20 protein-coding genes and 5 pseudogenes are annotated in these 21,053 nt (G+C 59.9%); 9 read left to right on the forward strand and 16 right to left on the reverse strand.

Going from position 1 to position 21,053, the window contains the following annotated elements:
- Positions 1-18: 18 nt before the first annotated feature.
- The 6 genes and pseudogenes from ACVWW3_RS36070 to nifH all read right to left on the reverse strand — a co-directional run bounded on the left by ACVWW3_RS36070 (position 19) and on the right by nifH (position 5,004).
- Positions 19-294: a hypothetical protein gene (locus ACVWW3_RS36070; RefSeq protein WP_456651530.1), complete on the reverse strand. Its 276-nt coding sequence runs from the start codon at positions 292-294 to the stop codon at positions 19-21.
- Positions 278-640, reverse strand: coding sequence for a hypothetical protein (locus tag ACVWW3_RS36075; protein ID WP_456651529.1), 363 nt, complete (start codon positions 638-640; stop codon positions 278-280). Before ACVWW3_RS36075 ends, ACVWW3_RS36070 begins: the two co-directional genes overlap by 17 nt.
- A 500-nt stretch (positions 641-1,140) precedes the next feature.
- Positions 1,141-1,473, reverse strand: a complete 333-nt coding sequence (gene nifW / locus ACVWW3_RS36080) for a nitrogenase stabilizing/protective protein NifW (protein ID WP_456672319.1) — start codon at positions 1,471-1,473, stop codon at positions 1,141-1,143.
- Positions 1,474-1,591: 118 nt separating this feature from the next.
- Positions 1,592-2,742: pseudogene (locus ACVWW3_RS36085) on the reverse strand (homocitrate synthase/isopropylmalate synthase family protein); the annotation flags it as partial.
- A gap of 610 nt (positions 2,743-3,352) precedes the next feature.
- Entirely contained in the window at positions 3,353-4,015 is a 663-nt protein-coding gene (locus ACVWW3_RS36090) for a nitrogen fixation protein NifQ (protein ID WP_456652116.1), read from the reverse strand.
- Positions 4,016-4,113: 98 nt separating this feature from the next.
- Entirely contained in the window at positions 4,114-5,004 is an 891-nt protein-coding gene (gene nifH, locus ACVWW3_RS36095; RefSeq protein WP_456651528.1) for a nitrogenase iron protein, read from the reverse strand.
- Between the two features lie 527 nt (positions 5,005-5,531).
- On the opposite strand from nifH, the gene ACVWW3_RS36100 reads away from it, so the two are divergent.
- Positions 5,532-6,086, forward strand: a complete 555-nt coding sequence (locus ACVWW3_RS36100; protein WP_456652115.1) for a peroxiredoxin — start codon at positions 5,532-5,534, stop codon at positions 6,084-6,086.
- 139 nt (positions 6,087-6,225) lie between these two features.
- Here the strand turns inward: ACVWW3_RS36100 and ACVWW3_RS36105 are convergent, their stop codons facing one another.
- A complete protein-coding gene (locus ACVWW3_RS36105; protein ID WP_456651527.1) occupies positions 6,226-6,513 on the reverse strand; it encodes a hypothetical protein in 288 nt (95 codons plus the stop codon).
- Positions 6,514-7,009: 496 nt separating this feature from the next.
- Positions 7,010-7,273, reverse strand: a complete 264-nt coding sequence (locus ACVWW3_RS36110; protein ID WP_456651526.1) for a hypothetical protein — start codon at positions 7,271-7,273, stop codon at positions 7,010-7,012.
- A gap of 566 nt (positions 7,274-7,839) precedes the next feature.
- Here ACVWW3_RS36110 and ACVWW3_RS36115 point away from each other — a divergent pair.
- A complete protein-coding gene (locus ACVWW3_RS36115) occupies positions 7,840-9,123 on the forward strand; it encodes an IS256 family transposase (RefSeq protein ID WP_456651525.1) in 1,284 nt (427 codons plus the stop codon).
- Between the two features lie 289 nt (positions 9,124-9,412).
- Here ACVWW3_RS36115 and ACVWW3_RS36120 read toward each other — a convergent pair whose 3' ends face one another.
- The gene (locus tag ACVWW3_RS36120) at positions 9,413-9,658 is read right to left on the reverse strand and encodes a hypothetical protein (RefSeq protein WP_456651524.1); all 246 of its coding nucleotides are present in this window, start codon (positions 9,656-9,658) and stop codon (positions 9,413-9,415) included.
- Positions 9,659-10,360: 702 nt separating this feature from the next.
- On the opposite strand from ACVWW3_RS36120, the pseudogene ACVWW3_RS36125 reads away from it, so the two are divergent.
- Positions 10,361-10,973, forward strand: a pseudogene (locus ACVWW3_RS36125) (cell envelope biogenesis protein TolA).
- 193 nt (positions 10,974-11,166) lie between these two features.
- Here the strand turns inward: ACVWW3_RS36125 and ACVWW3_RS36130 are convergent.
- A pseudogene (locus ACVWW3_RS36130) lies at positions 11,167-11,591 on the reverse strand (ATP dependent DNA ligase); the annotation flags it as partial.
- An 89-nt stretch (positions 11,592-11,680) separates the two neighbouring features.
- On the opposite strand from ACVWW3_RS36130, the gene ACVWW3_RS36135 reads away from it, so the two are divergent.
- Complete coding sequence (locus ACVWW3_RS36135; protein WP_456651263.1) at positions 11,681-13,117, forward strand: IS701 family transposase; 1,437 nt, start codon at positions 11,681-11,683, stop codon at positions 13,115-13,117.
- Positions 13,118-13,245: 128 nt separating this feature from the next.
- Here the strand turns inward: ACVWW3_RS36135 and ACVWW3_RS36140 are convergent, their stop codons facing one another.
- From ACVWW3_RS36140 to ACVWW3_RS36150, 3 genes and pseudogenes are all read right to left on the reverse strand, one after another.
- The gene (locus ACVWW3_RS36140; protein ID WP_247772700.1) at positions 13,246-14,331 is read right to left on the reverse strand and encodes an IS5 family transposase; all 1,086 of its coding nucleotides are present in this window, start codon (positions 14,329-14,331) and stop codon (positions 13,246-13,248) included.
- Between the two features lie 80 nt (positions 14,332-14,411).
- Positions 14,412-14,588, reverse strand: a pseudogene (locus ACVWW3_RS36145) (DNA ligase); the annotation flags it as partial.
- Positions 14,589-14,940: 352 nt separating this feature from the next.
- Positions 14,941-15,110, reverse strand: a pseudogene (locus tag ACVWW3_RS36150) (IS110 family transposase); the annotation flags it as partial.
- Positions 15,111-15,277: 167 nt separating this feature from the next.
- Here ACVWW3_RS36150 and ACVWW3_RS36155 point away from each other — a divergent pair.
- Positions 15,278-15,409, forward strand: coding sequence for a DUF3606 domain-containing protein (locus ACVWW3_RS36155; protein ID WP_456652114.1), 132 nt, complete (start codon positions 15,278-15,280; stop codon positions 15,407-15,409).
- Between the two features lie 33 nt (positions 15,410-15,442).
- Here ACVWW3_RS36155 and ACVWW3_RS36160 read toward each other — a convergent pair whose 3' ends face one another.
- Positions 15,443-15,709 (reverse strand): hypothetical protein, encoded by a 267-nt coding sequence (locus ACVWW3_RS36160; RefSeq protein ID WP_456651523.1) that lies wholly within the window; start codon positions 15,707-15,709, stop codon positions 15,443-15,445.
- Between the two features lie 168 nt (positions 15,710-15,877).
- Between ACVWW3_RS36160 and ACVWW3_RS36165 the strand changes: the two genes are divergently transcribed.
- The 3 genes from ACVWW3_RS36165 to ACVWW3_RS36175 all read left to right on the forward strand — a co-directional run bounded on the left by ACVWW3_RS36165 (position 15,878) and on the right by ACVWW3_RS36175 (position 17,051).
- A complete protein-coding gene (locus ACVWW3_RS36165; RefSeq protein ID WP_456651522.1) occupies positions 15,878-16,150 on the forward strand; it encodes a hypothetical protein in 273 nt (90 codons plus the stop codon).
- 63 nt (positions 16,151-16,213) lie between these two features.
- A complete protein-coding gene (locus tag ACVWW3_RS36170; protein ID WP_456651521.1) occupies positions 16,214-16,735 on the forward strand; it encodes a thermonuclease family protein in 522 nt (173 codons plus the stop codon).
- Positions 16,736-16,868: 133 nt separating this feature from the next.
- On the forward strand, positions 16,869-17,051 hold the full coding sequence (locus ACVWW3_RS36175) for a hypothetical protein (RefSeq protein ID WP_283089880.1): 183 nt from the start codon (positions 16,869-16,871) through the stop codon (positions 17,049-17,051).
- A gap of 159 nt (positions 17,052-17,210) precedes the next feature.
- On the opposite strand, the gene ACVWW3_RS36180 is transcribed toward ACVWW3_RS36175, so the two are convergent.
- Positions 17,211-17,861: a group II intron reverse transcriptase/maturase gene (locus tag ACVWW3_RS36180; RefSeq protein WP_456672439.1), complete on the reverse strand. Its 651-nt coding sequence runs from the start codon at positions 17,859-17,861 to the stop codon at positions 17,211-17,213.
- A gap of 333 nt (positions 17,862-18,194) precedes the next feature.
- On the opposite strand from ACVWW3_RS36180, the gene ACVWW3_RS36185 reads away from it, so the two are divergent.
- A protein-coding gene (locus tag ACVWW3_RS36185) for an IS3 family transposase (RefSeq protein ID WP_456651519.1) occupies positions 18,195-19,348 on the forward strand; the annotation gives its coding sequence in 2 pieces (ribosomal slippage) (positions 18,195-18,453 and positions 18,453-19,348; 1,155 coding nt in all).
- A gap of 27 nt (positions 19,349-19,375) precedes the next feature.
- Here ACVWW3_RS36185 and ACVWW3_RS36190 read toward each other — a convergent pair.
- Positions 19,376-20,320, reverse strand: coding sequence for a reverse transcriptase domain-containing protein (locus ACVWW3_RS36190; RefSeq protein ID WP_456651518.1), 945 nt, complete (start codon positions 20,318-20,320; stop codon positions 19,376-19,378).
- Positions 20,321-21,053 lie beyond the last annotated feature (733 nt).

A 21,053-nucleotide genomic window follows, 5' to 3' on the forward strand; every position in this document is an offset into this window, starting at 1 on the left:
CTGTACTCCCATCCGTGTTCAGTAGCGGCTCGCCAGGAAGCGTGCTCCGCCTCCAGCTTTGAATTCGCGCGTGAAGATTGCTTCAATTAAGAGTTCGGCCGCGTGCCCGCCGCCATCTTTCAACACCGCCTGGCAGCAGCGCGGGGCCGAGACACCCATTGCTGGACGTTTGTCGACGAGCCCGGAAGCACGCGCTTGGGCGTTCTTCCCCGCTTCGGCAATGGAACTAGTGAGGCACGCAACCGCGCGGTCACGCGAGCCGATCGATTGGTCCCCCTCATCTTCGAGATGCAAGCGAGTTCGAACAGATCGAGGACGTGCCGGCGGCTCGGCTGGTGCCACTGTCGGTCGCGAGCTTGCCGGTGAAAACGCGATCCATTACTCTGAATGCCCTCGCAATCTTGCCGATTGCAGCGACACGCCCGCAACTCTTGGCGAAGGCACGAGGGCCGGCGATGAAGCCGCCCATCAACGGCGCCGCGCGACCGGCGCTGGAGAGCAAGGGCTCCCCCCGGGAAACCTCGGCCATAGATCGGCCAAGGGGAGTGATTTCGTCGACGAATTGTTGGCGCGGATCAAGCGCAGCTTTCAGCTCAGCCAGGCCGGAATATGCAACCATAGCTTTGGCGTCGCGACGCATCATAATGCCAACAGGCAGCGCGCGCGAAACTGCGCGTGTTCCAAAACAAACTCGATCCTGACCAAGATGTGCATTCGCTTCTCCAGACTAGCTGAGCATATGTCAGCAATTGTCGTACCAATTGCGCAGACGATGAAAACTGACCGCCAATACAGACTCTTACTGAAGGAAATCGGATTGGCAGCCTCTCGAACGTTCGACAACCGTGCTGGACCCGTGTCCGGAATGCGACAGAAGACATTCATCCGAATCTTGCTGCGCTTTCCTCACCAACATGCGCTCACCGCTGCCGGCGTTCCATTGCAGGAGATAGGTGCACCATGAGCACCAGCTTGAAACGAGGGAAATATCAGGGCTGAGCGGTGATCACCTTCAGGAGCCGAGTGTCCAAGCTGCGGATCCGCGAGGCGGTAACTGCAAGTTTCATTTAACTTCGACGCCATGGGAGGTTGGCAGGTTCTCCGAACCTTCACACTCCAGAGCACGGGATACAACTCAATTCACTCCAAGCAACTGAGCTGCACCAATGCTGGATGCTTGTTCGATTGTGGTGCGGCCGCATCCTTCAGAACCTTGAATACGCGCTGTTCGATCGGGGAGGACGTGACGAAGTCGGCATAGGCGCGCTCAAGCGTGGCCTTGCAACGCGAGGCGATCTCAGGATCGGATGCACCGGTAAACTCCTCGCCCGCGAGATATTGACCCATGCGACGCAGGATGTGAAGCCGCGCCACGTCGATGATTTTCGCATCGTACTCGACGCCGAGCAGTGCAAAAAACTCCTCTGCCGCCGAGGCCTTGCTCAATTGCGAAAGGATCCCGTCCGTCGTCATTCTCAACCTCCATTAGATCCGCGTCCAGAAACCGTCCTGGCTCGAATGTTCCAACCTGATCGCGCGATGCGCATGGCTGACCACCTGATAGCCCTCGGTTGACGAGCGATCTCTCGTGAATGTCGCGCCAGATCGCCACCACCGTTTCCTGGGAAACCGGGCCTTTGTGCTCGATGGCATGCTTGCCGACGCGCGCGAGAATGGTTTCGGTTTGCTCGGCGGTGACCGAAAACTGTAGCTCGGACAAGAGCGAAGTGATAGCGGCAAGGCCTGAATGCTTGCCGATCACAATGCGGTGGGAGCGGCCGAGCAACCCCGGGTCCAGCGCTTGGTAGATGGGCCGGTCTTTTAAGAGCCCATCGACGTGGATGCAGAATTCATGGGTAAAGACATGCTCGCCGACAATCGCCTTGCTGGGCGGAATGTTGCGGCACGCTGCGGCTGTAGCGGCGGCCGCGAGTTTTTCCAGTTCGGATAGCAGCACGCCGGTATCACGGCCGTAGAGCTGCCTAAGTGCGACGGCAACTTCCTCCAGCGGCGCATTGCGGGCTCGCTGGCCCAGTCCAATGGCCGTCACAGAGGCGTGCGTCGCACCGGCCTTGATCGGCGCCAGCGTATTAGCCGTCGCCAGCCCAAGATCGTCATGGCCGTGGAACTCGAGCTCGAGATCGGTGCTGGCGCGCAGTGCGGCCAGGAGCGCGAAGGACGCGTCGGGATCGAGCACGCTCAGCGTATCTGCGACACGAAAGCGCCGCGCGCCGGCCGCGTTGGCGATTGCGATCAGGTCGGTCAGGAAGTTGACATCGGCACGCGAGGAGTCTTCGCCACCCACCGCGACATCCAGTCCCTTGTTGCGAGCATAGGCCACGACGCGCTTCACCCGCTAAAGCACGGCCAAGCGGCCGCCACCGAGTTTCGCCGCAATCTGCACGTCGGCCGTGGAATCGATAGGCTGACCATCGAAACACCAGCCTCGATCGCCGCATCGATGTCCGCGGGTTTCATCCGGCACCAGCCGATGATCGTGGTCGCAAGGCCCGCTTCGGCGACCGCTCGGATCGCGGTAATCTCTTCCTGACCCATCGCCGGCGTGCCGGCCTCAATCTCCGAGACCCCGGCCGCGGCCAGCGCACGCGCGATCGAGACGTTTTCCGGTGTCGTGAAGGCCACGCCGGGTGTCTGTTCGCCGTCGCGCAACGTGATGTCATTAAGGACCATGGACCTCGACCGATCTTTGTCGGGCCCGGTGATTGCGGCAGCGAACGCCATCAGCGGCTCCGTATGTTTATTCCGGAAGCTGTTCAGCAACTGTTGTGCCAACCCGCTCGAATTTCCAAGAACCTGTGAATGACGCCGAATTTCAGATTAGTCGGGTTTGTCGCAAATCCGACAGGGTGCAAACGGCGGAGCGCCAGGTTCGGTGCGCTTGCGACCGAGCTGAGCGCAGGCGCCGAGCTTGGAAGCTTGCTAGCCAGGCAACGGTTCGGGCCTCACCTCAAGCTGCAGCACTTCGGGCAAGGCGCGTGCATTCCGGCGCTTATCGAAGAAGGGTTCGGTCCAACCACAAGTCAGTGTTCGTAAACGAGTTCAGCGGGGCGCGATCGAGAGGCGGATGTTGGCGTCGATCGCGCGTCAACATAGAACATCTCGGCGGTAAATGTGACGTCCCCTCTGCCAGTTATCAAGCCGCCATCATCAGACGCCGCCGCGTCCTGCTTAGGCCGCCTGCGCGAAGTTGTTTACCCCGGTATCCTTTCAAACCCTCAGTCTCGTCATGTGACAGCTGGCCGAAAGCTCGCCCGATATACCGGAACTCGCGCCGAGGAGGGGGCATCCGTTATGAGCTCAGTCTTGCGAACTTGGGATGGCTTGGACGGAGTCATCGAGACGACGCAGATGATCCCCGCCGGCGTCCGGCCATCCGGCTCTCCCCGCTCTCCTCGCCGAAGCAAAGATCAAAATCATTGCATTCCGTGCAGACCGGCGCGGTACACATCACCAGACCGTCATCTTCGCATAGCGTGCGATAGAAGAAGCGCTTCCAGCGCATGTTCTTGGTGTTGCGAGCCGCCAGTGGCCCGAAATGGCGCATCAGGAGGCGGGATAATTCGTCCCGCTCCCGCAGACCGAGATCTTCCCACAGGTGATTAGGCTCCATGGCGCGCCGCGCAATCATCGTCGCGAGCCACCCGCCGACCTCGCCATGCGTGGAACGTTGCGCAAGCAGGAGGTCGCGCACCATAATCGTCTCGTCAGGAGCCAGTAACGCGGACTGTTCGCGCCAGGTACAACTCCTGACCGGGGTAGATGGGAAGTATTGCACCAAGAGCGCATCGAGCTCCTGGTTAGTCAAGCCAGCCCGCTCGGGAAGTTGGCCACCATCCATAGCGGATGCGGCGAGAACGCAAGCGAGCACATGGCGATCGAAATTGCCATCGTCGCTGATGTCGACTTCTGTTGGATGGCGCCCGGTCAGAAGCCCGTAGAGCTCACTTGCATCGCGCTGCTCGGCGATGTGAGCTGCTGATACAGGAGATGACATCGTATCGGCCAATTTGCTTTGTGCGCCAATCATGAAGTTCCCCCAGCTTCTGAGTGGACGATGTCGGCCTTCCCGGTCGAGAAGGCCGACAACATGAACTATGCCGAAACAGCGGCGAGCTCGGCGGCGGTCTTGCCGACCAGGTTCTCGTCGACAGGCTTGATGATGCCGTGCTCCATGAGCATATCCTCGAGCTCGTCCATGCTGATTGGCGTCGGGATGGCGCCTTGTCCCGCATTATTGTGGATCTTGGTCGCGAGATTGCGATAGTGATCCGCCTGCTTGGACTCTGGCGCGTATTCCAGCACAGTCATGCGGCGCAGCTCCGCGTGCTGCACGACATTGTCGCGCGGCACGAAGTAGATCAGCCGACTGCCGAGCTTCTTGGCAAGAGCATCTGCAAGCTCCAGCTCCTTGTCGGTCTGCCGCTCGTTACAGATCAGGCCGCCGAGGCGCACGCCGCCGGAATTCGCATACTTCAGAATACCCTTGGAGATGTTGTTGGCGGCATACATCGCCATCATCTCGCCGGACATCACGATGTAGATTTCCTGTGCCTTGTTCTCGCGGATAGGCATCGCGAAGCCACCGCAGACGACGTCGCCGAGCACGTCGTAAGAGACGTAGTCGATGTTTTCATAGGCGCCATTCTCCTCCAGAAAGTTGATCGAAGTGATCACGCCTCTTCCGGCGCACCCGACCCCCGGCTCTGGACCGCCGGACTCGACGCATCGAATGTCCTTGTAGCCGAGCTTGATGACGTCCTCGATTTCGAGGTCCTCAACGCTGCCGGCATTCGCCGCCAGACTCAGAATGGTGTCCTGCGCTTTGGCGTGCAGGATGAGGCGAGTCGAGTCCGCTTTGGGATCACAGCCGACGATGAGAATCCTTTGGCCCAGCTCAGCAAGAGCCGCTAACGTATTTTGCGACGTTGTCGATTTACCGATGCCACCCTTGCCATAAAACGCGATTTGTCTCAGCGAAGACATGTTGCTCTCCATCAACCGATTGCCAATTTTTCGCGCCGAACGCGCGAGGCTGTTTCTCTCTCAGAAACGTGGACACACGGGTTTCGGGAAGGAGGCCATCGCTCGCCATCAGCGTCGGCGTGCCCTCAGCCCTCACTCCTTGTTGCTGCATCCAGTTAGCAACTAGCGTGCCATTCGTTCGCACGCGCGTTAAGCATCTGACTAGGCTCAACTAATAGCGCAGCATCCGAGACCGGAAGCTGTGGCGGACCCAACAGCGGCAAGGGCTCTGACAGAAACCCGACAAAGCCTGGCGCGTGGATTCCACTACGAGCGCCGGGCGAAAGAGCGCGGAAATGGGGAATGCCGGGTCCCCGAGTCAATTGAGGAGACCACACGGTGCAGATGGGGTTCGAGGACACCGCCGTCACCCAAGGCGAATTTTCCAGGACCGGGATGATGGGTACTTGCCGGCAGATGGGTGGCATATCGCTTGCTTTGCCAGTCGCGGAACACTGTTCCGTGTGACGCGATGTTGTGAGGACAATATGCCTGGAATTGGAAGCAAGTTGCCGCCGTTTGACATCACAGGCGTGAAGCCCGGCTTTCACCTGCAAGAGGAGAACGGGCAGAGCGCCTTCGAGACCCTGACTGAGAGGAGTTTCCCCGGAAAATGGAAAGTCATCTTCTTTTACCCGAAGGATTTCACATTCGTCTGCCCAACCGAAATCGCTGAGTTTGCGCGCCTGTCCAAGCATTTTGCCGATCGCGATGCAGTCGTGCTTGGTGGCTCGACCGATAACGAGTTCTGCAAGCTCGCCTGGCGGCGTGAGCACAAGGATCTGCACCGTCTATCGATCTGGCAGTTTGCCGACACCAAGGGCGCACTGGTCGACGGCCTTGGCGTGCGATCGCGTGATGGCATCGCGCATCGCTACACCTTCATCGTCGATCCTGAGAACACGATCCAGCATGTCTATGCGACAAGCCTCAATGTCGGCCGCAGCCCGACGGACACGTTACGCGTTCTAGATGCGATACAGACTGATGAGCTCTGTCCTTGCAACCGCGAAATCGGCGGCGACACGCTTAGAATTGCCTGAGGCAACATGTCGAAAGTGCAGCAAGGAGCAGCTCCCGCATTCGAACGACGTCAGATTCAATCGTTTGTCGGATACCAGATGAGACGATCTTACCGCAAATGCGGCCTGCTGCTAGCGAGTGCGGCCCGCAATTCAATTCTCATTGCCGCCATGGAGTCTGCCGCGGCCGCCGCGCTGTCCGCGCGCGGCAGTCGCGGCGGCGAAATCGACGGTCTCGATGATAACGATGAACAATGTTCACCACCGCTTTGCTCACCTCACAACAAATCCCGCATACAAGAGGGTGCGGCGCATGAACATACAAAATACTTGTACGCTTCTGCGCCTGCTCGACCCACATCTCCTGCCGCAGGTCCTTTATATTGTCGCCGTAGGCCGGACCGCGGCTATTCCCTTCTTTCTGCGGCTTGCCGGCCGGCAGCATCATCAGAGCGATCTGCGTCAGCCGCAGGCCGCTAATGCTGTAGGCCGACGATGCCGGCGCCCACGGACTCGGAAAAATGGTGCCAAGCTCCCTCTTGGGGGAACTAGATTCCAGTCGCCGCGCTTCGAGAAAGGTGGAGGCAGAGGGAGATGGCTCAGCGCCGAATGACGTCTACCGGCCGAGATGATGATCCGCCGGCACGCTCGCGGACCGTATTTCCGGGCTCGGTAAATCTATATTCACGATGTAAGCCGCACAGTGAGACGAACGAGTCGGCTTTATCAGTCCCTGAATTGAAACCATGCCAAATCGACGAGGTTTAGGCCAATTGACTGGTCTATCGGGAAACCGATCAGCTCTATAGGGAAACCGGTCAGCTCGTTCACCGCGCGAGCTGACCCTCGGGCGCAGGGACCTGAAACGATCAATGGCCGGCTGTCGTAAGCCGCCTGGCCGTCCGATCATCACGCCGGTCAATTTCCGAACATTGACGCGAATCTCAACGCTGGTGACCCAAGCCAATCCCCAAGGTGCGTGCTTTCTGTCTTAGAGAGCCCTCGGATCGCTTCATAAGCTTTGAAACCCTAGCTACAGGGGTGCGGGCCTTTGAGTGCACTTTGAGCAGCTTGACGTCATCCTTACTATACTCTTTGCGCTTGGTGCTTTTTGCCACGTGTTCTCCGATTTCGCTTTGCACATCTGCCTGTAGCGTCTTGTTTTTGGCGAAGACGCAACTGCTTCCCATTACCATATCAATGGTCATCGACAACTATTCAAGCGGATTTTTCTCTTCGAGACAGGAACCGGAACTACACGCGAATTTGTCCTCTGTCTTCTGGATCTTTATCCGCGTGACAAAGCCGATTTTCGACGTGCGCGTCGGCCGCTTCAACATGGAAGCAAGCATACAGAAGGGACGCTCGATGCGTCTTCGAAAAACAACTCAAAACGCGCTTCTTGCTTGAATGCGCCGACTTCACTCACCAATTTCGTAGTATGATACTTCCAGCCGCCGATACTATTGATGGAGTAGCGCGGATCGGCCGGGACAGTCGCACTGCCTCACTTGCGCGCGCATCATCAACCGGCCTTCACGGCGAATGCACGGCGTTACCGCGCGAAGAGCAAACGTCTTCTCCTATTTTCTGAAGTCCTGCCGACTTAAGGGCGAGTACTCACAAAGGCAAACCTTGCAACACCTACGCGTTACTGCTCGTCAGCTGATCGAGCAGAGCTATCGCCCAAAGTTGGTGACGGCGGGAATCGGGAAGGCGGCATATCGTGGGGGTGCTTGACGCCTCCACTTCTCCACCGAAGGAGCGATATGCCGTGTCCAACAATAACGTCATCCATCTGATTCAGCCAGGAATCTTCGACGATCAACTCACAGAAGTCTTGCGCAATGGAGCGCGTGCCCTGCTGGCCCAGGCGGTCGAGGCCGAGGTTGCAGACTTTCTCGGCCAGCATGCCGATTTGAAGACCCGGGACGGCCACCAGCGCGTGGTCCGCCACGGCCACCTGCCGGAGCGCGAGGTGATGACCGGCATCGGTCCGGTCGCCGTCCGCCAGCCGCGTGTACGCGATCGCGAAGCGGACGCCGCCGATCCTGGCCGCATCCGGTTCTCGCCGTCGATCCTGCCGCCCTACATGCGCCGGTCGAAGTCGATCGAGACGCTGCTGCCGATCCTTTACCTGAAGGGTATCTCGACCGGCGACTTCTCTGAGGCGCCGGCTGCGCTGCTCGGCAAGGATGCTGCCGGGTTGTCGGCATCCGCCATCGGTCGCCTGAAGGATGGCTGGCTCGACGGGCACGCCGCGTGGCAGAGGCGCGATCTGTCGGCGAAGCGCTACGTCTACATCTGGGCCGATGGCATCCATCTCCAAGCGCGCCTCGAAGACGAAAAGCAGTGCATCCTGGTGCTGATCGGCGCGACCCCGGAAGGCCGCAAGGAACTGGTCGGCTTCACCGATGGCGCCCGCGAGAGCGCGCAGGACTGGCGCGATCTGCTGCTCGATCTGAAGCGGCGCGGGCTCGACGTGGCGCCGCAGCTTACCATCGCCGATGGCGCACTCGGGTTCTGGAAGGCGGCCGGCGAGGTCTGGCCGAAAACGCGCGAGCAGCGCTGCTGGGTGCACAAGACCGCCAACGTGCTCGCCAAGTTGCCGAAGAGCCAGCAGCCGAAGGCCAAACGCGCGCTGCAGGCGATCTGGATGGCTGAAACGAAGCTCGCCGCCGAGCTGGCGTTCGACGCCTTCATCGAGAGCTACACGCTGAAATACGAGAAGGCGTCCGACTGCCTGAGCAAGGATCGAGACACGCTGCTCGCATTCTACGACTTCCCGGCCGAGCACTGGAAACACTTGCGGACGACCAACCCCATCGAAAGCACCTTCGCCACCGTGCGCCACCGCACCATCCGGTCGAAGGGTTGTCTGTCGAACGGGACCGCGCTCGCCATGGTCTTCAAACTCGTCGAGGGCGCGCAGAAAAGCTGGCGCCGTCTCGATGGCCACCACCAGTTGCCAAAACTCGTTCTTGGTGTGACATTCAACGACGGGATCGAGGTCATCGCCAAGCCGACCGACCGTCAGCCCATAACCGCCGCCGCCTGACCGGCCCGGCCGTCACCAAAATTTGGCGATAGCTCGATCGAGCACGGCTCGCCATCCAAATTTGATCTACCGCAGTATCCTTGGTTTAATAAGCCACGTTGAGATACCCAGGCAATTTCGCCCTCAGCGAACACTTCTGCGAGACCATCGCCTGCCCCCGTCTCATGGACCCGATGAATGAGCGAGCGACCTGATAGTGATATTTCCCGGGCCGGGCACTCCGGCATGGCAAGCAACCCGCGGGCCTAGCCGTCCTGTGTGAGCTTGGCACCGGCAGGCGATTGCTTGATCATGATTTGCCAGAGCGCTTGGCCAGCACAATGCCGGCGGCGCGCTGTGGATCATTCGTGATCTGTACACAGTGACCTCCACTGTCGAGCAGATGAAGGTCGAACTTTCCAACCCGGCGGAACGGGCTCTGCGTCATGTCGCACGCCTCGCAACAAATCCAGGCAAGATGTGGAACTTTCTGCCGGAGCATCAGGCAGGGCTCACAGCTATCAATAGCGGCGAGCGTCTGCTCGATCTCCGTCAAGTCGCCTTCCATCTCCACAATCTTATTGCCAGAACAAGCGTTCAGGGTCGCGCTGTGATGCAATGCATCCTATTGCCCTCCAGCTTGGGCTCGCGAAATTGAGCAAGTCAGCTCGCATCGTTGGTTGCGCCCGCCCACCCGCTCAGGCGCTCTGTGTTGCCTAGCGTAAAGTTGCGTAGAGAGCATCAAAATCGGCCGTTTGCAAACATTCGTCTCGCTTTTACGGAACTAGGTAAACGAACCAATTATCGTTCATTCCATGGCGTTCATCAGGCTGGCGATGTTGATCGTCGCGAAGTTGCAGAATGTATCCGCGACCGCGTAGGGAAAATGATCTTATCGTGATGTCGCAATGCGCCGCAGGTGTACACGACGTTTGGGACATACCCGTTTGGTCCGGATTGACGGCAAGCTGGATGTCTTAGCCTTCGCGGCAGCCGCGCAGTCCACGATCGCGGCGCATGAGCCTCTCCGCTCCATTTGCAGGAGGCCGCGGCGAAGAAGCCAGCGGCCAAACCGCAGCGGAAGTCGGCGTAGCGTATCCTTGCCGTGGGTTCACGGAAAGCTCGCTCCGACAAGCCGCATGCGTTGGGATATCTTCCGGGCCGGCCGCTCTGTTCGCCCCGCTTTGGAAATTCTCTGCTCGCGAGGTAACGGCAGAGCTGATCGCATGGCAGCGGTCACTGGGCGGCGAAGCGTCTCATGGCCAGAAAACTGAAGACCTACGAGACTTCGGTGGGCTTCTTCGATCTGGCAATCGCCGCCCCCTCCATGAAAGCGGCTCTGGAAGCGTGGGCCGCCGACAGCAATCTCTTCCATCAGGGCGCGGCGAAGGAAAGTGATGACCCTGACGTCATCGCCGCGACCATGGCAAAGCCCGGCGTCGTTCTCAGGCGCTCGGTTGGAACCGATCGCCCTTTCAGCGAACATGCCGAGCTGCCCACCGATCTCGGCGGCGGCGGACCAACGAAAGTTTCCCGCAAGCCGAAAGGCTCAAAGGCGAAGCGGCGTTCCGCTCGCTCCGTCCACAAGGCTACTGAGCGGAAGGCCGCTCGCCTACGAACGGGAGCAGAGGCGCCGCGAGCTTGAACGGGCGAAGGAAGAGGCCGCCAGGCAGAAGGAGCGTGAACGCCGTCAGCAGGCGGTCAACAACGCACAGGCTGCGTTGGACAAAGCCAAGCGGGAGCACGCGAACCGGGCCGCCGCCATCCAGACCGAAATTGAGGCTCTTGAGAAGAGGTCGCAAACCGAACAAGCCCGCTGGCACAACGAGAAGGAGCGCTTGGAAGCGGCGCTGCGGCGCGCGCGCGGCTAGTTTCTGTGCCGCACACTCGCGTGCGTTCATCGTTCGGGATCTGATACGCGTGCTGCGGCCTGGTTCACGGCGGCGCGGTCTTGCCGGTCCTCAGCAGCGAGCTCCGAGACGGCTTGGTGTAGTTCGGCTGGAATCGTCAGTTGGCTTTCCAGGGGCTTGTTCGCTCACCACCAGAAGCGATCGAATGCATCCATCACAGGTCCTCCCGCAAGCCCCGAAGAACGGGTGCCGCACCTTTCCCTCGCCCGACTTCGCGCGATATTCGATCTCGGCGAGCAGCTTTGGTTCGACCCAGGTGCCCTTATGTGCGATCCTCTTCGTGTATGGCTGGGTCTTCCGGATCAGCGGCTTCAGTCTCTTCCGGAGGTGAGCAGCGGAAGACTTGTCAAAGCCGTGGTCGACCTTGCCCGCATGGATCAGATCGTCGCCCTTGGCGGCCGATATAGATGCCGTCCCACTTCGTTCCATCGAGTGCGAAGCCGGCAATGGTCAGCGTCTCCCCTGGGCGCAGGTCTTCTTCAGCTCGGCTTTCCTCTGGATCAGCGGCAGCTTCCGCAGATCGCGGCCATTCAGAAAGAGCAGATCGAATGCCACCAGCACGATCTTGGTCGACTTGCCCTAGTCTTACTGAGTCAGAAAGTCGCGATCTTTGATCCTGGAATTGCTGGTATTTTCGGGAGATTCGTTTTTCGGCATGGAGAGCTGGGATGGGTCACCCAAGATCGGACGGGAGTGAATCGCGGTTTGCGGCCTATGTCGAGGGGCTTGTGAGCGTGATCGGCCATGCAGACCGGGCGAAGCCGTTACGGGATTACTGCGTTGGTCTGATGATGCCATGCGAACGCAAGAGCGTGGAACCGATGGCGGCGATCACCGCGCCTGAACGGACAGCGGCGCAGCATCAATCGCTGCTGCATTTTGTCGGTGAAGGGCGCTGGTCGGACGAGAAGGTCTTGACCAAGGTGCGCGAGATGGTGCTGCCGCGGATCGAGCGTCATGGACCGATCGAGGCCTGGATTATCGACGACACAGGTTTTCCCAAGCAGGGCCGGCATTCAGTAGGAGTGGCACGACAGTATTGCGGCCAACTCGGCAAGCAGGACAATTGTCAGGTCGCGGTGTCGCTGTCGATTGCCAATCACCACGCCAGCCTGCCGGTCGCTTATCGCCTGTACCTACCGCAGGAATGGCAAGATCGCGCACGCCGGCGAAAGGCCGGCATTCCTGAGGACATTGTCTTCAAGACCAAGCCGCAGATCGCGTTCGATCAGATTCGTAAGGCCTGCGAGGCCGGCCTGCCGCGCGGCGTCGTGCTGATGGATGCCGGTTACGGTGCCAACACCGAACTGCGCACGGATATCGCAACGCTGGGGTTGAGCTATGTCGCTGGCATTCTACCGAACACCACGGTGTGGGCGCCGGGCATGGTGCCGCTGCGCGCCAAAAGATGGTCGGGCCAGGGAAGGCCGCCGAAGTTGATACGGCGTGATCGCCATCATCAGCCAATCTCGGTCAAGAAACTCGCGCTCGGCTTGCCGGCAAAGGCATGGCGCACGATCGCGTGGCGCGAAGGTTCGGCCGAGCAGCTCACCTCGCGCTTTGCTCGGGTGCGCGTGCGGGTTGCCCATCGCGATTACAACCTCACCAAGAGCCGCCCGGAAGAATGGCTGTTGATCGAGTGGCCGAAGAACGAGGCCGAGCCGACAAAATATTGGCTCTCGACCGTTCCCGAAAAGATCGCCTTCCATCGGTTGGTCGACCTGACAAAACTGCGCTGGCGCATTGAGCGCGACTATCAGGAACTCAAGCAGGAGGTCGGGCTCGGCCACTTCGAAGGGCGCGGTTGGCGCGGCTTCCACCACCATGCCACACTATGCATAGCGGCTTACGGATTCCTCATCTCCGAAAGGGAGACGATTCCCCCCTCAGCGCCTCGTTCAGCCGGGCTATTCCAAACGCCTGCCCTTCCCGAAGGTTACAAACCCAGAGGCTCCGCCGCTGCGCACCGAACGGCACATTCCAAACTCGATTGCGACGATGCGTCGACGGCTCGTTCTCGCCCTCGTCAGAAGTCTGTCGCGATGTCCATGTTGCGCAAGAGCGATCCTGCGTCCGCGATCGCGCAAAAATTTATGACGCAGTAAGACTAGCAGTCTGCTGAAAAACCCTGAAATGGAGAATTTTCATATTTCCGCCGGTCGTTTTTGGAGCGGCGCGGTAGAGTTGGATGTAATTTCTAGCTTGTTATTGAGTGTGCCCCGGCGCGGGGTGGCTATGCGGCGAGCAGTTTGGGAATTCGGATCAGGTTATAGGCGATCAGATTAAGCAGGAAGTCGGCGGCGACGCGAGCGATGCCCCGATGTTTGGTCTTGCGCATGGTGCCATGCTGCTTGCCCCATCCGAAAATGCACTCGACCATCGCTCGGCGTGATTGCGACATGCCGTATCCCGGATGCCGCGTGGTTCGTTCGTCGATCGCGCTGTTACGGTTCTTGCCGGTTTTGGTGATGGCCTGGTTCTGTGTCACATGCGGCGTCACGCCGATGGCGCGAAGATTGGCGACATGATCGGCCGTATCGTACGCCTTGTCCTCACCAGCCGTGATGCGGCGACCTGCGGCTTTGCGTCTCGCCTTCAGCATGACCTCCGCAGCCCGGCGTTCGGCGGTGCCATTGGCATGCGTGACCCTGCCGGCCACCGCCAGCCCATGCCGGTTCTCCATGGTGGCGTGGCCCATATAGCAAAGCTTGGCCTCCCGTCCGGCCGCCTTGCGATAAAGCCTGCTGTCCGGGTCACTGGTGCTCGCATGGGTGTCGTTCTTGCGTTTCTGGCCATGGAAGTTGGCGCCGTCATCATCGTCGCCGCTGCCGTCCTTGGGGCGAAAACTCTTCTGCGAAGCCCAGGCTTCGATCAGCGTTCCGTCCACCGAAAAATGCTCGTCCGACAATAGCGGCTTGACCTGAGAATGGTTCAGAAGCCTGGTCATGAACTTCGTGAACACATCGCCGTTCTGCAGCCGCTCCCGGTTCTTGGTAAAGGTGGTCGGGTCCCAGACCGGATCGTCCGGCGACAGTCCCACGAACCAGCGATACAAAAGATTGTAGTCCAGTTGCTCCATCAGCTGGCGTTCCGAGCGGATGCCGTAGAACACCTGCAGCAGCAAGGCGCTCAGCAATTGCTCCGGAGGGATCGAAGGACGTCCCTCGCTGGCGTATAGCTTTCCAAGGCTGCGGTTCAAATCACTCAAAACATCCCGGACAAGTTCCCGGACCTTCCGCAGCGGATGGTTCGCTGGCACGCGCTTATCCGGCGCGATGTACGAAAACAGGCCGCCCTGATCCGTAAACCTGCCGCGCATGATCGTCTCCGCCGATTCGAGATGATAAAGTGAATCATCAAGTCCCCTCCCTGGCGAGGGGGTTTTTCAGCAGACTGCTAGAGCTCGTTCTGCAGCACCGAGAAGTTGGTCGTGCCGTCGGCAGCGGGGACGACGATCTCGCTGTCGATGACGGCCGAGCTCGCCCTTATGCGCCAGGCGTCGTGGGCGACCTTCTTGAAGCGATGCGTCCAGTCGTGGCCACGCCGGGTAAAGATCTTGGCTACCTCGTTGGCCAGAAGGTCGGCCCGGAGGGCCGCCGCGAAGCGGCTTGACCTTGACGCGAGCGAGCACGCCATCAGGCTTTGGTGGTCGGGCGGATGCGGGGCGGATAGCTCCTTCTCGTCAGGCGATCTCAGGTTCGAGCCGGTTTTCGCAATCTGGTTTCGCGTGCCAGATCAAACTCACATCCGGTCGTCGCGCGGTCGCGACTGCACCAACATTCCGCTTGCGGCGGGGCAGGCTCGAGAGGACGGGACCATTCTTCGTTGCGGCATTTGAAGCCATGCAATCCATCGGTTCGTCCACCCGGATCGGCCGAGGCTGATCGTTCCTCGGCTGATTGGTTTGAAGACTGTGAGAGGGGTTGCCTCAGGCGGCGGACTTCATCACGGCTCCCTCAATCACGACGCCGGCGGTCACGTACTTCCAAGGCACGAGCAGCTTGCGCGCCAGCGCCACGATCGTGCGCTTGCGGCCGCGCGGGCTGTTGGCTAGAACCATCGGGTCAGCGCCGATTGAGGCTGGTGGCGGATCCACAGAGTAATCCACGCAACAGCTGATTCAAACTGACACACTTCGAATCGTTCCGGAACCCGTGAATCCTTTGCTGTGTTGGTTTGTCATCGATCCGACAGGAGGAGCCAATGGCGGCAGCGAAGAAGAAGCCGGCGCGCCGGCGCGCGGGCGCACGCAGGACCGAGCCCGTGTGGCCGGCGGGCAAAAGTATGAATTGGGGTACGAGTCCAAGAAGACAGGGCGGTCGGCGTCAGCGGTCAAGAAAGCTGTCAAAAAGGTCGGCAACAGCCGGAAGCGCGTCGAGAAGGGTCTTGGGCGTTAGTCACCTTTGCCGCGTCGATAGCCCAGCGCGTGCCTAGACGTCAGGCGGGCATTCGGGGCAGGTATCGCCGATCGAGTCCAGGACCTCAGTCACCGCGCCCGCGGCCGCCTCGCGCGAAAGACCCGGTGGCGCATCCTGGCGGGCGATTTCGAACGCCCGCTCACGGGCGTGCGGATCTGCGCGGTCCTGCATCCAGCCGTGGTATGCACACTCGCAGATCGCGCCTGCCTCCTGCAACACGGCTATCGTCCACCCCCTTACCGTGCGGATCGCCGTCCGCCTCTCCTTGATCATCAGCATCAAGATCGCTCCTCCGCGAGGGACGAATCCTTGCAGCCCTCGGTTCGTTCCGGGCTGCTAACACAGAGCAGGGATTCCAAAACGTCGGGGCAGGTGCTTTTCCAGTGTTCCGCCGTCCTGTGCAAAATCAGCTACGCAGCAATCTCGTCTTCCTTGTCAGCGCCGCGCATGACGACTTTCAGCGCCTCGTCTGGTAAAGGGCGCTGCAGCGCCTTTCCTCCTCCCAAAGGCGCACGCTGGGACGAAGTTTACGCGCTTTGCCGGCTGAACAGCCTGCGATTCAACGCGACCGGAAAAGTTATAAAGAATGACGGCGTCTGGAAGATTTATGAATTCACTTGGCTTATGGACGCGATTCTGCTCTGGGCTGGCTCCGAGGCAGCCGGCGGCGCGGCTCGGAGTTTCACTATCACGAGCGGCCAGACAACCTGCCAGCACTGAAGCCACTTGAGAACTGGCCGAAATCCAATCCGCGAGATTTGCGGTAGCTACAAGGTCATTGGAATGCGTCGAACCTCTGTCGCTTTGATTCTCGCCATTCTGTCGAGCGTGGCGCTGGCCGGCGATTTTGTCGGACAGGCCAGCGTGATCGACGGCGACACGTTGGAAATACATGGAGTGCGCATCCGGTTTTGGGGCATCGATGCACCGGAGAGCAGTCAGCTGTGCCGCGGCGAAGACAGCTTACAATATCGTTGCGGCGCGCAGGCCGCGAACGGCCTTGATGTCTTCATTGCCGGCCGCCCCGTCAATTGTGTTCCAGTTAGCCTCGACCCGTATGGCCGCACCGTCGCGACCTGCTCGGTCGCAGGCAGGGATCTCGCTGAATGGCTTGTACGGAGCGGCCTTGCGTTGGATTGGCCTCAATACTCAAAGGGCAGATATCACGAAGCTCAGCGCGAGGCTGAGCGTACCGGCAGGGGACTCTGGAAGGGCAGCTACGTCGAGCCGTGGCTCTATCGTGCATGCATCCGGGCAAGTGGAAAGCCGCCCACCTGCTCGGATGACGCAAATGCCCATCCTTGACGCGATTCCAGAGAGATGCCGATCCACAATGTGTGTTGGCCTATCACCGCAGTTGGGCAGGTGGCTCTGGCGCGGTTTGGGCGACTCACGCTACCGATCATTCCCGATCACCTCACTATACAATGGGAATGAAATGGTTGCAGCCACCCGTGAATTGCCGGCCGCCGGTTACGCACTTGAAGTCGACGGCCGGTTCAAAGCCGAATTTACAACGAGAGACGGCGCCAGGGCGGGTGGCGAAGAACTAAAGAAGCGTTTTCCGATGCTTCAGATCAGGATCTACGACGCGCAGACGCATGCGCGCGAGGAAATCTAGATCCCCGACTTAAGCCTTAGAGTGTCTTCTGCTTGCGCGCGTGCGGCTCCGCCGCATCGGGCTCTCTTGAACCGAGCCGCTTTGCGTCTCGGTAGGGTAGGCGCGGGACACCTCGAAGAGGATATCCCTACGCCTCCCCCCAAACCGTGCGGGCACTTTTCAATGCACACGGCTTTCCGTACGCGCATACTCTCGACCGGAGACGGCTGCACGGCATGACGGGCACAGGACAATGGTCTTGCGCCGCCAACCGGACCGTTTCCAGACCGTCAGCGATCCGCTTCGCAGGTCACCTAGGCGGCGGAGATGATGCATCTCGAATGGTCCCGTCGTATCGCTGCACGCTTCGCATTTGCGAGCGTTAAGTCGATCGATCAGATCATTTGGGCTTTTGACCCACCACGCACCTGCCGTGACGTTGTCGATAGTCGGACTTGTCCAGTAGGCTCGGGTCAGATGCTTCAGTCTCCACAGCTTGATGCTGCGAAGCTTACCACGGACCACGGAGCTGACCTCGTAGTCCGTGCCTTTCCACAGACGCGCCATGGTTTTTGCTCTCGTCGTCCGATGTCGCATCGCCAGCGTCTTCACAAGACTGCGGAACACGACAAGCTCCAGCAATCCCAAGGCGCTCTTGATGTCGTCGGCAAACGAATGGTAGTTCGCAAACCCACGGAACTCTGAGTTATAGGCGAGGACGGTTGCAACGTCGCTGGTTACCAGGAACTGCTCGCGCGGACTGCCGGTCTTCTTGGCGAGATCGCCATAGCCGTGTTGCTTGCAGAACTTGGTGACTTCCTTGCGCGGCACCCGCAAGCTGACATTTCCGGTGGTCGGCCGACGCATCACGCGCCATGTCCGTCCAGCCGGTCCCTTGCGGCTGGATTTTCGTCCAGCCCCGTAGGATGTGTATGTCGAGACGCGATAGCTCAAGAAGGTCACTCCCTTTGAAGCGGCGTGAACCCCACTTTTCTCGGGCGAAACGGTGAGCTTCAAGGTCTCCGTCAGGAATCGTTCGACGCAGGCCATGATCTCACACGCTTCCCGCTTGCTCCCGATCACGCCGATAAGAAAGTCGTCGACTGAGCTGCACCCGGTTCCGAAGACACCAAGTTAGGTGTTTTATGGAGCAGGAGGTGCGTCATGGAGAGAAGGCAGTTTACGCGGGAGTTCAAGCTTGAGGCCGTGCGGCTGATCAAGCAGCGCGGCGTGTCGTATGCGCAGGCGTCCAAAGACCTTGGTATTCATCCGACACAGTTGCGCAGTTGGGTGAAGCAGCTTGCGGACGATCCGCAACATGCATTCCCTGGCCACGGTCAGATGAAGCCGGAGCAACTGGAGATCGCGCAGCTGAAGCGCGAGGTCATCAAGCTTAAAGCCGAACGGGACATCCTAAAAAAAGCCGCGGCCTACTTCGCGAAGGAATCGACGTGAAGTTCGGTTTCGTTGCGAAGCACCGAAGGATCTGGCCGGCGGAATGGTTGTGCGAGGCGCTCGGTGTCTCGCGGGGTGGCTTCTATGCCTGGCTGACACGGCCGCGCAGTGAACGCAGCCGGACCGAAGAAGAGCTTGGCGCGAAGGTTCGAGCCAGCTTCCTGGCCAGCGACCGGACCTATGGCGCCAGGCGGGTGTGGCACGACCTGCTGGCCGAAGGGATATCTTGCGGGCTGCACCGGATCGAACGATTGATGCGGCTGCAGGCCCTTAAAGCACGCCCACGACGGCGTCGACTGCCGCCCGATCTGGGTGAGCGGCAGATCGCCGCCGTCGCTCCCAACGTGCTCGACCGCTCCTTCGAAGCGCCCGCTCCCAATCGCAAATGGATCGCTGACTTCACCTATGTTTGGACGGCGGAGGGTTGGCTCTATGTGGCCGCAGTCGTTGATCTGTTCTCGCGGCGGGTGGTCGGCTGGTCAATGAGTACAGCAATGACGGCACAGCTCGTCACCGATGCCCTGGTGATGGCGATCTGGCGACGAGGCAAGCCGGACGCGCTGTTGCATCATTCCGATCGCGGCAGCCAATACACCAGCGAACAGTTCCAGAGGCTGATGGCCGATCACGGCGTGGTCTGCTCGATGAGCCGGTCAGGCAATGTCTGGGACAACGCTGCAATGGAGAGCTTCTTCTCGTCCTTGAAGACCGAGCGAACAGCGCGCAAAGTGTACCGGTCACGTAACGAGGCCAAGGCCGACGTGTTCGACTACATCGAGCGCTTCTACAATCCGAAGCGAAGGCATTCGACGATCGGATATCTGAGCCCTATGGAGCTCGAACGGAAGGTCGGATTAGCTTAAGCCGGTGTCAACAGAACCGGGTGCAGCTCAGACATAGCGGCAGTAGCGGAGCCTTTTGAAGTTGGGGTCCATCGGATCGACGGAAGGCACTTTCCGTCTCTCCTTGTTGATGGCTTTGATCTCCGCAAATGCAGCATCGATCTCGGCCCGATCCGCGCCTTCGGCACGGAGCCGTTCAATCTTCCGGCGGAGACTGAGGACGCGCCGTTCCAACGCCACGTAGCGCGGGAATGGACGTCGCTCACGGCCTTTGTCGAAGTCCGCCTTCATCATCTGCATGTGCTGGTCCAGCTCGTGCAGATAGATGTTGGCGAGCAAGGGCGAGACAACGCCGCCCTGTGGCGTGCCACTGTAAGTGCGTCCGTAGACCCAATCTTCCATGTAGCCTGCTTTGAGCATTCCTTCGATCAGACCAATGAACTTATCGTCATCGATCCGCTTCCTTAGAAGCCCAAGCAGGATGTCATGGTCGATGTTGTCGAAGAACCCACGCACATCCACTTCGACCAGCCACTTGCAGCCCGTCCAACTCTTCTTGATGAGCTTGAGTGCGGTATGACAGGATCGCCCCGGGCGGAACCCATGTGATTCATTGAGGAACACAGGTTCATAGATCGCTTCGAGTAGAATCCTGACCGCCTCCTGAACGAGCCGATCTTCCACCGTGGGGATACCCAGCGGTCGTGTCTTGCCGTTGTCCTTCGGGATATAAACCCGCCGGACTGGCCGGAAGCGATAAGTGCCATCTGCCACGCGCCTGGCGATGTCGGCGAGCTTCTCCAGCGACATGCCGTCGAACGTCTTGCCATCTACACCGGGCGTCAGAGCTCCCTTGTTGCGGGAGACCTTTTCGTAGGCCCACTCGAAGAGATGCGGACATCTCATCAGGCGGTGAAGGCCATTTACGCGCTTACCCGACCGCGACAAAGTCGGCAGTGATTCAATTCTCCTCTGGATGGTGACGGCCTGCATCAGCAGAACCTCTCCGTCGAAGAATCTTCTCTTCGCATACTGCACATGCCGTTATTGGCGGCATCGTCCTTCCCCCGATCGGAGGCGCTTTCGGTCCGGTCACCCGGCCTTATACGCATGATCGTCCGCCTCGCGGCGGCTGTCCCGGCCATTACGTCGGGCATTTGGGTACTATGACGGCTCCGTCGCCATACAGGTCCTCGAAAGAGCCTGCTGCAGGCGATCCCGTAGTTGCGTGTGTGGGAAGTTGCGGCGTGTTTAGGTGTCCCATTCGTCTCCTTGACCCACCGATGGTGGTCGTCCCGCGCGGACTGGTGGCAAATCGCACTGGCCGGTGCGATCTGCCCCGCGTGGCGTAGCGTGTCAGCCGCGTTCGCTACTGCCAGCCCTTTGGCGACTGGAAACTGGGATTCAGGCAATACAGCTTTCACCATGCACACCTTACTCTGTGCTCTCCACCGGGCTGCGGCGCCCGATTTCGAGACGTTTCCCGGCATGCTCTGGTCCCGTTCTCCTTTCGGAGTCTCAGTCGTTTCCGACACCGGTAAGCCGGGCAAGTACGAGCCATAACCAGCAGGCTCCATTCTTTCGAACACTCCCTTCTTCTCCACGCCTCAACGGCGCACGCCGTCCGGCTTCGATCCCTCGCGCAAGAGCTTCGGAGTTCCTCGCCGGGGGCACTCGGGAAAGGGGCTCGCCTTCGGCGATCGCTATCACTGCCCCGTTCCCGGGT

It is taken from the genome of Bradyrhizobium sp. LM2.9, from assembly GCF_054056555.1.

Coding starts and splice junctions, on each gene's coding strand:
- ACVWW3_RS36075 (WP_456651529.1), bottom strand. CDS start 640: ATGCGTCGCGACGCCAAAGCTATGGTTGCATATTCCGGCCTGGCTGAG.
- nifW (WP_456672319.1), bottom strand. CDS start 1,473: ATGACGACGGACGGGATCCTTTCGCAATTGAGCAAGGCCTCGGCGGCA.
- ACVWW3_RS36090 (WP_456652116.1), bottom strand. CDS start 4,015: ATGTCATCTCCTGTATCAGCAGCTCACATCGCCGAGCAGCGCGATGCA.
- nifH (WP_456651528.1), bottom strand. CDS start 5,004: ATGTCTTCGCTGAGACAAATCGCGTTTTATGGCAAGGGTGGCATCGGT.
- ACVWW3_RS36100 (WP_456652115.1), top strand. CDS start 5,532: ATGCCTGGAATTGGAAGCAAGTTGCCGCCGTTTGACATCACAGGCGTG.
- ACVWW3_RS36105 (WP_456651527.1), bottom strand. CDS start 6,513: ATGATGCTGCCGGCCGGCAAGCCGCAGAAAGAAGGGAATAGCCGCGGT.
- ACVWW3_RS36110 (WP_456651526.1), bottom strand. CDS start 7,273: ATGACCATTGATATGGTAATGGGAAGCAGTTGCGTCTTCGCCAAAAAC.
- ACVWW3_RS36135 (WP_456651263.1), top strand. CDS start 11,681: ATGGGTCACCCAAGATCGGACGGGAGTGAATCGCGGTTTGCGGCCTAT.
- ACVWW3_RS36140 (WP_247772700.1), bottom strand. CDS start 14,331: ATGCGCGGCAGGTTTACGGATCAGGGCGGCCTGTTTTCGTACATCGCG.
- ACVWW3_RS36160 (WP_456651523.1), bottom strand. CDS start 15,709: ATGCTGATGATCAAGGAGAGGCGGACGGCGATCCGCACGGTAAGGGGG.
- ACVWW3_RS36165 (WP_456651522.1), top strand. CDS start 15,878: ATGACGACTTTCAGCGCCTCGTCTGGTAAAGGGCGCTGCAGCGCCTTT.
- ACVWW3_RS36170 (WP_456651521.1), top strand. CDS start 16,214: ATGCGTCGAACCTCTGTCGCTTTGATTCTCGCCATTCTGTCGAGCGTG.
- ACVWW3_RS36175 (WP_283089880.1), top strand. CDS start 16,869: ATGGTTGCAGCCACCCGTGAATTGCCGGCCGCCGGTTACGCACTTGAA.
- ACVWW3_RS36190 (WP_456651518.1), bottom strand. CDS start 20,320: ATGCAGGCCGTCACCATCCAGAGGAGAATTGAATCACTGCCGACTTTG.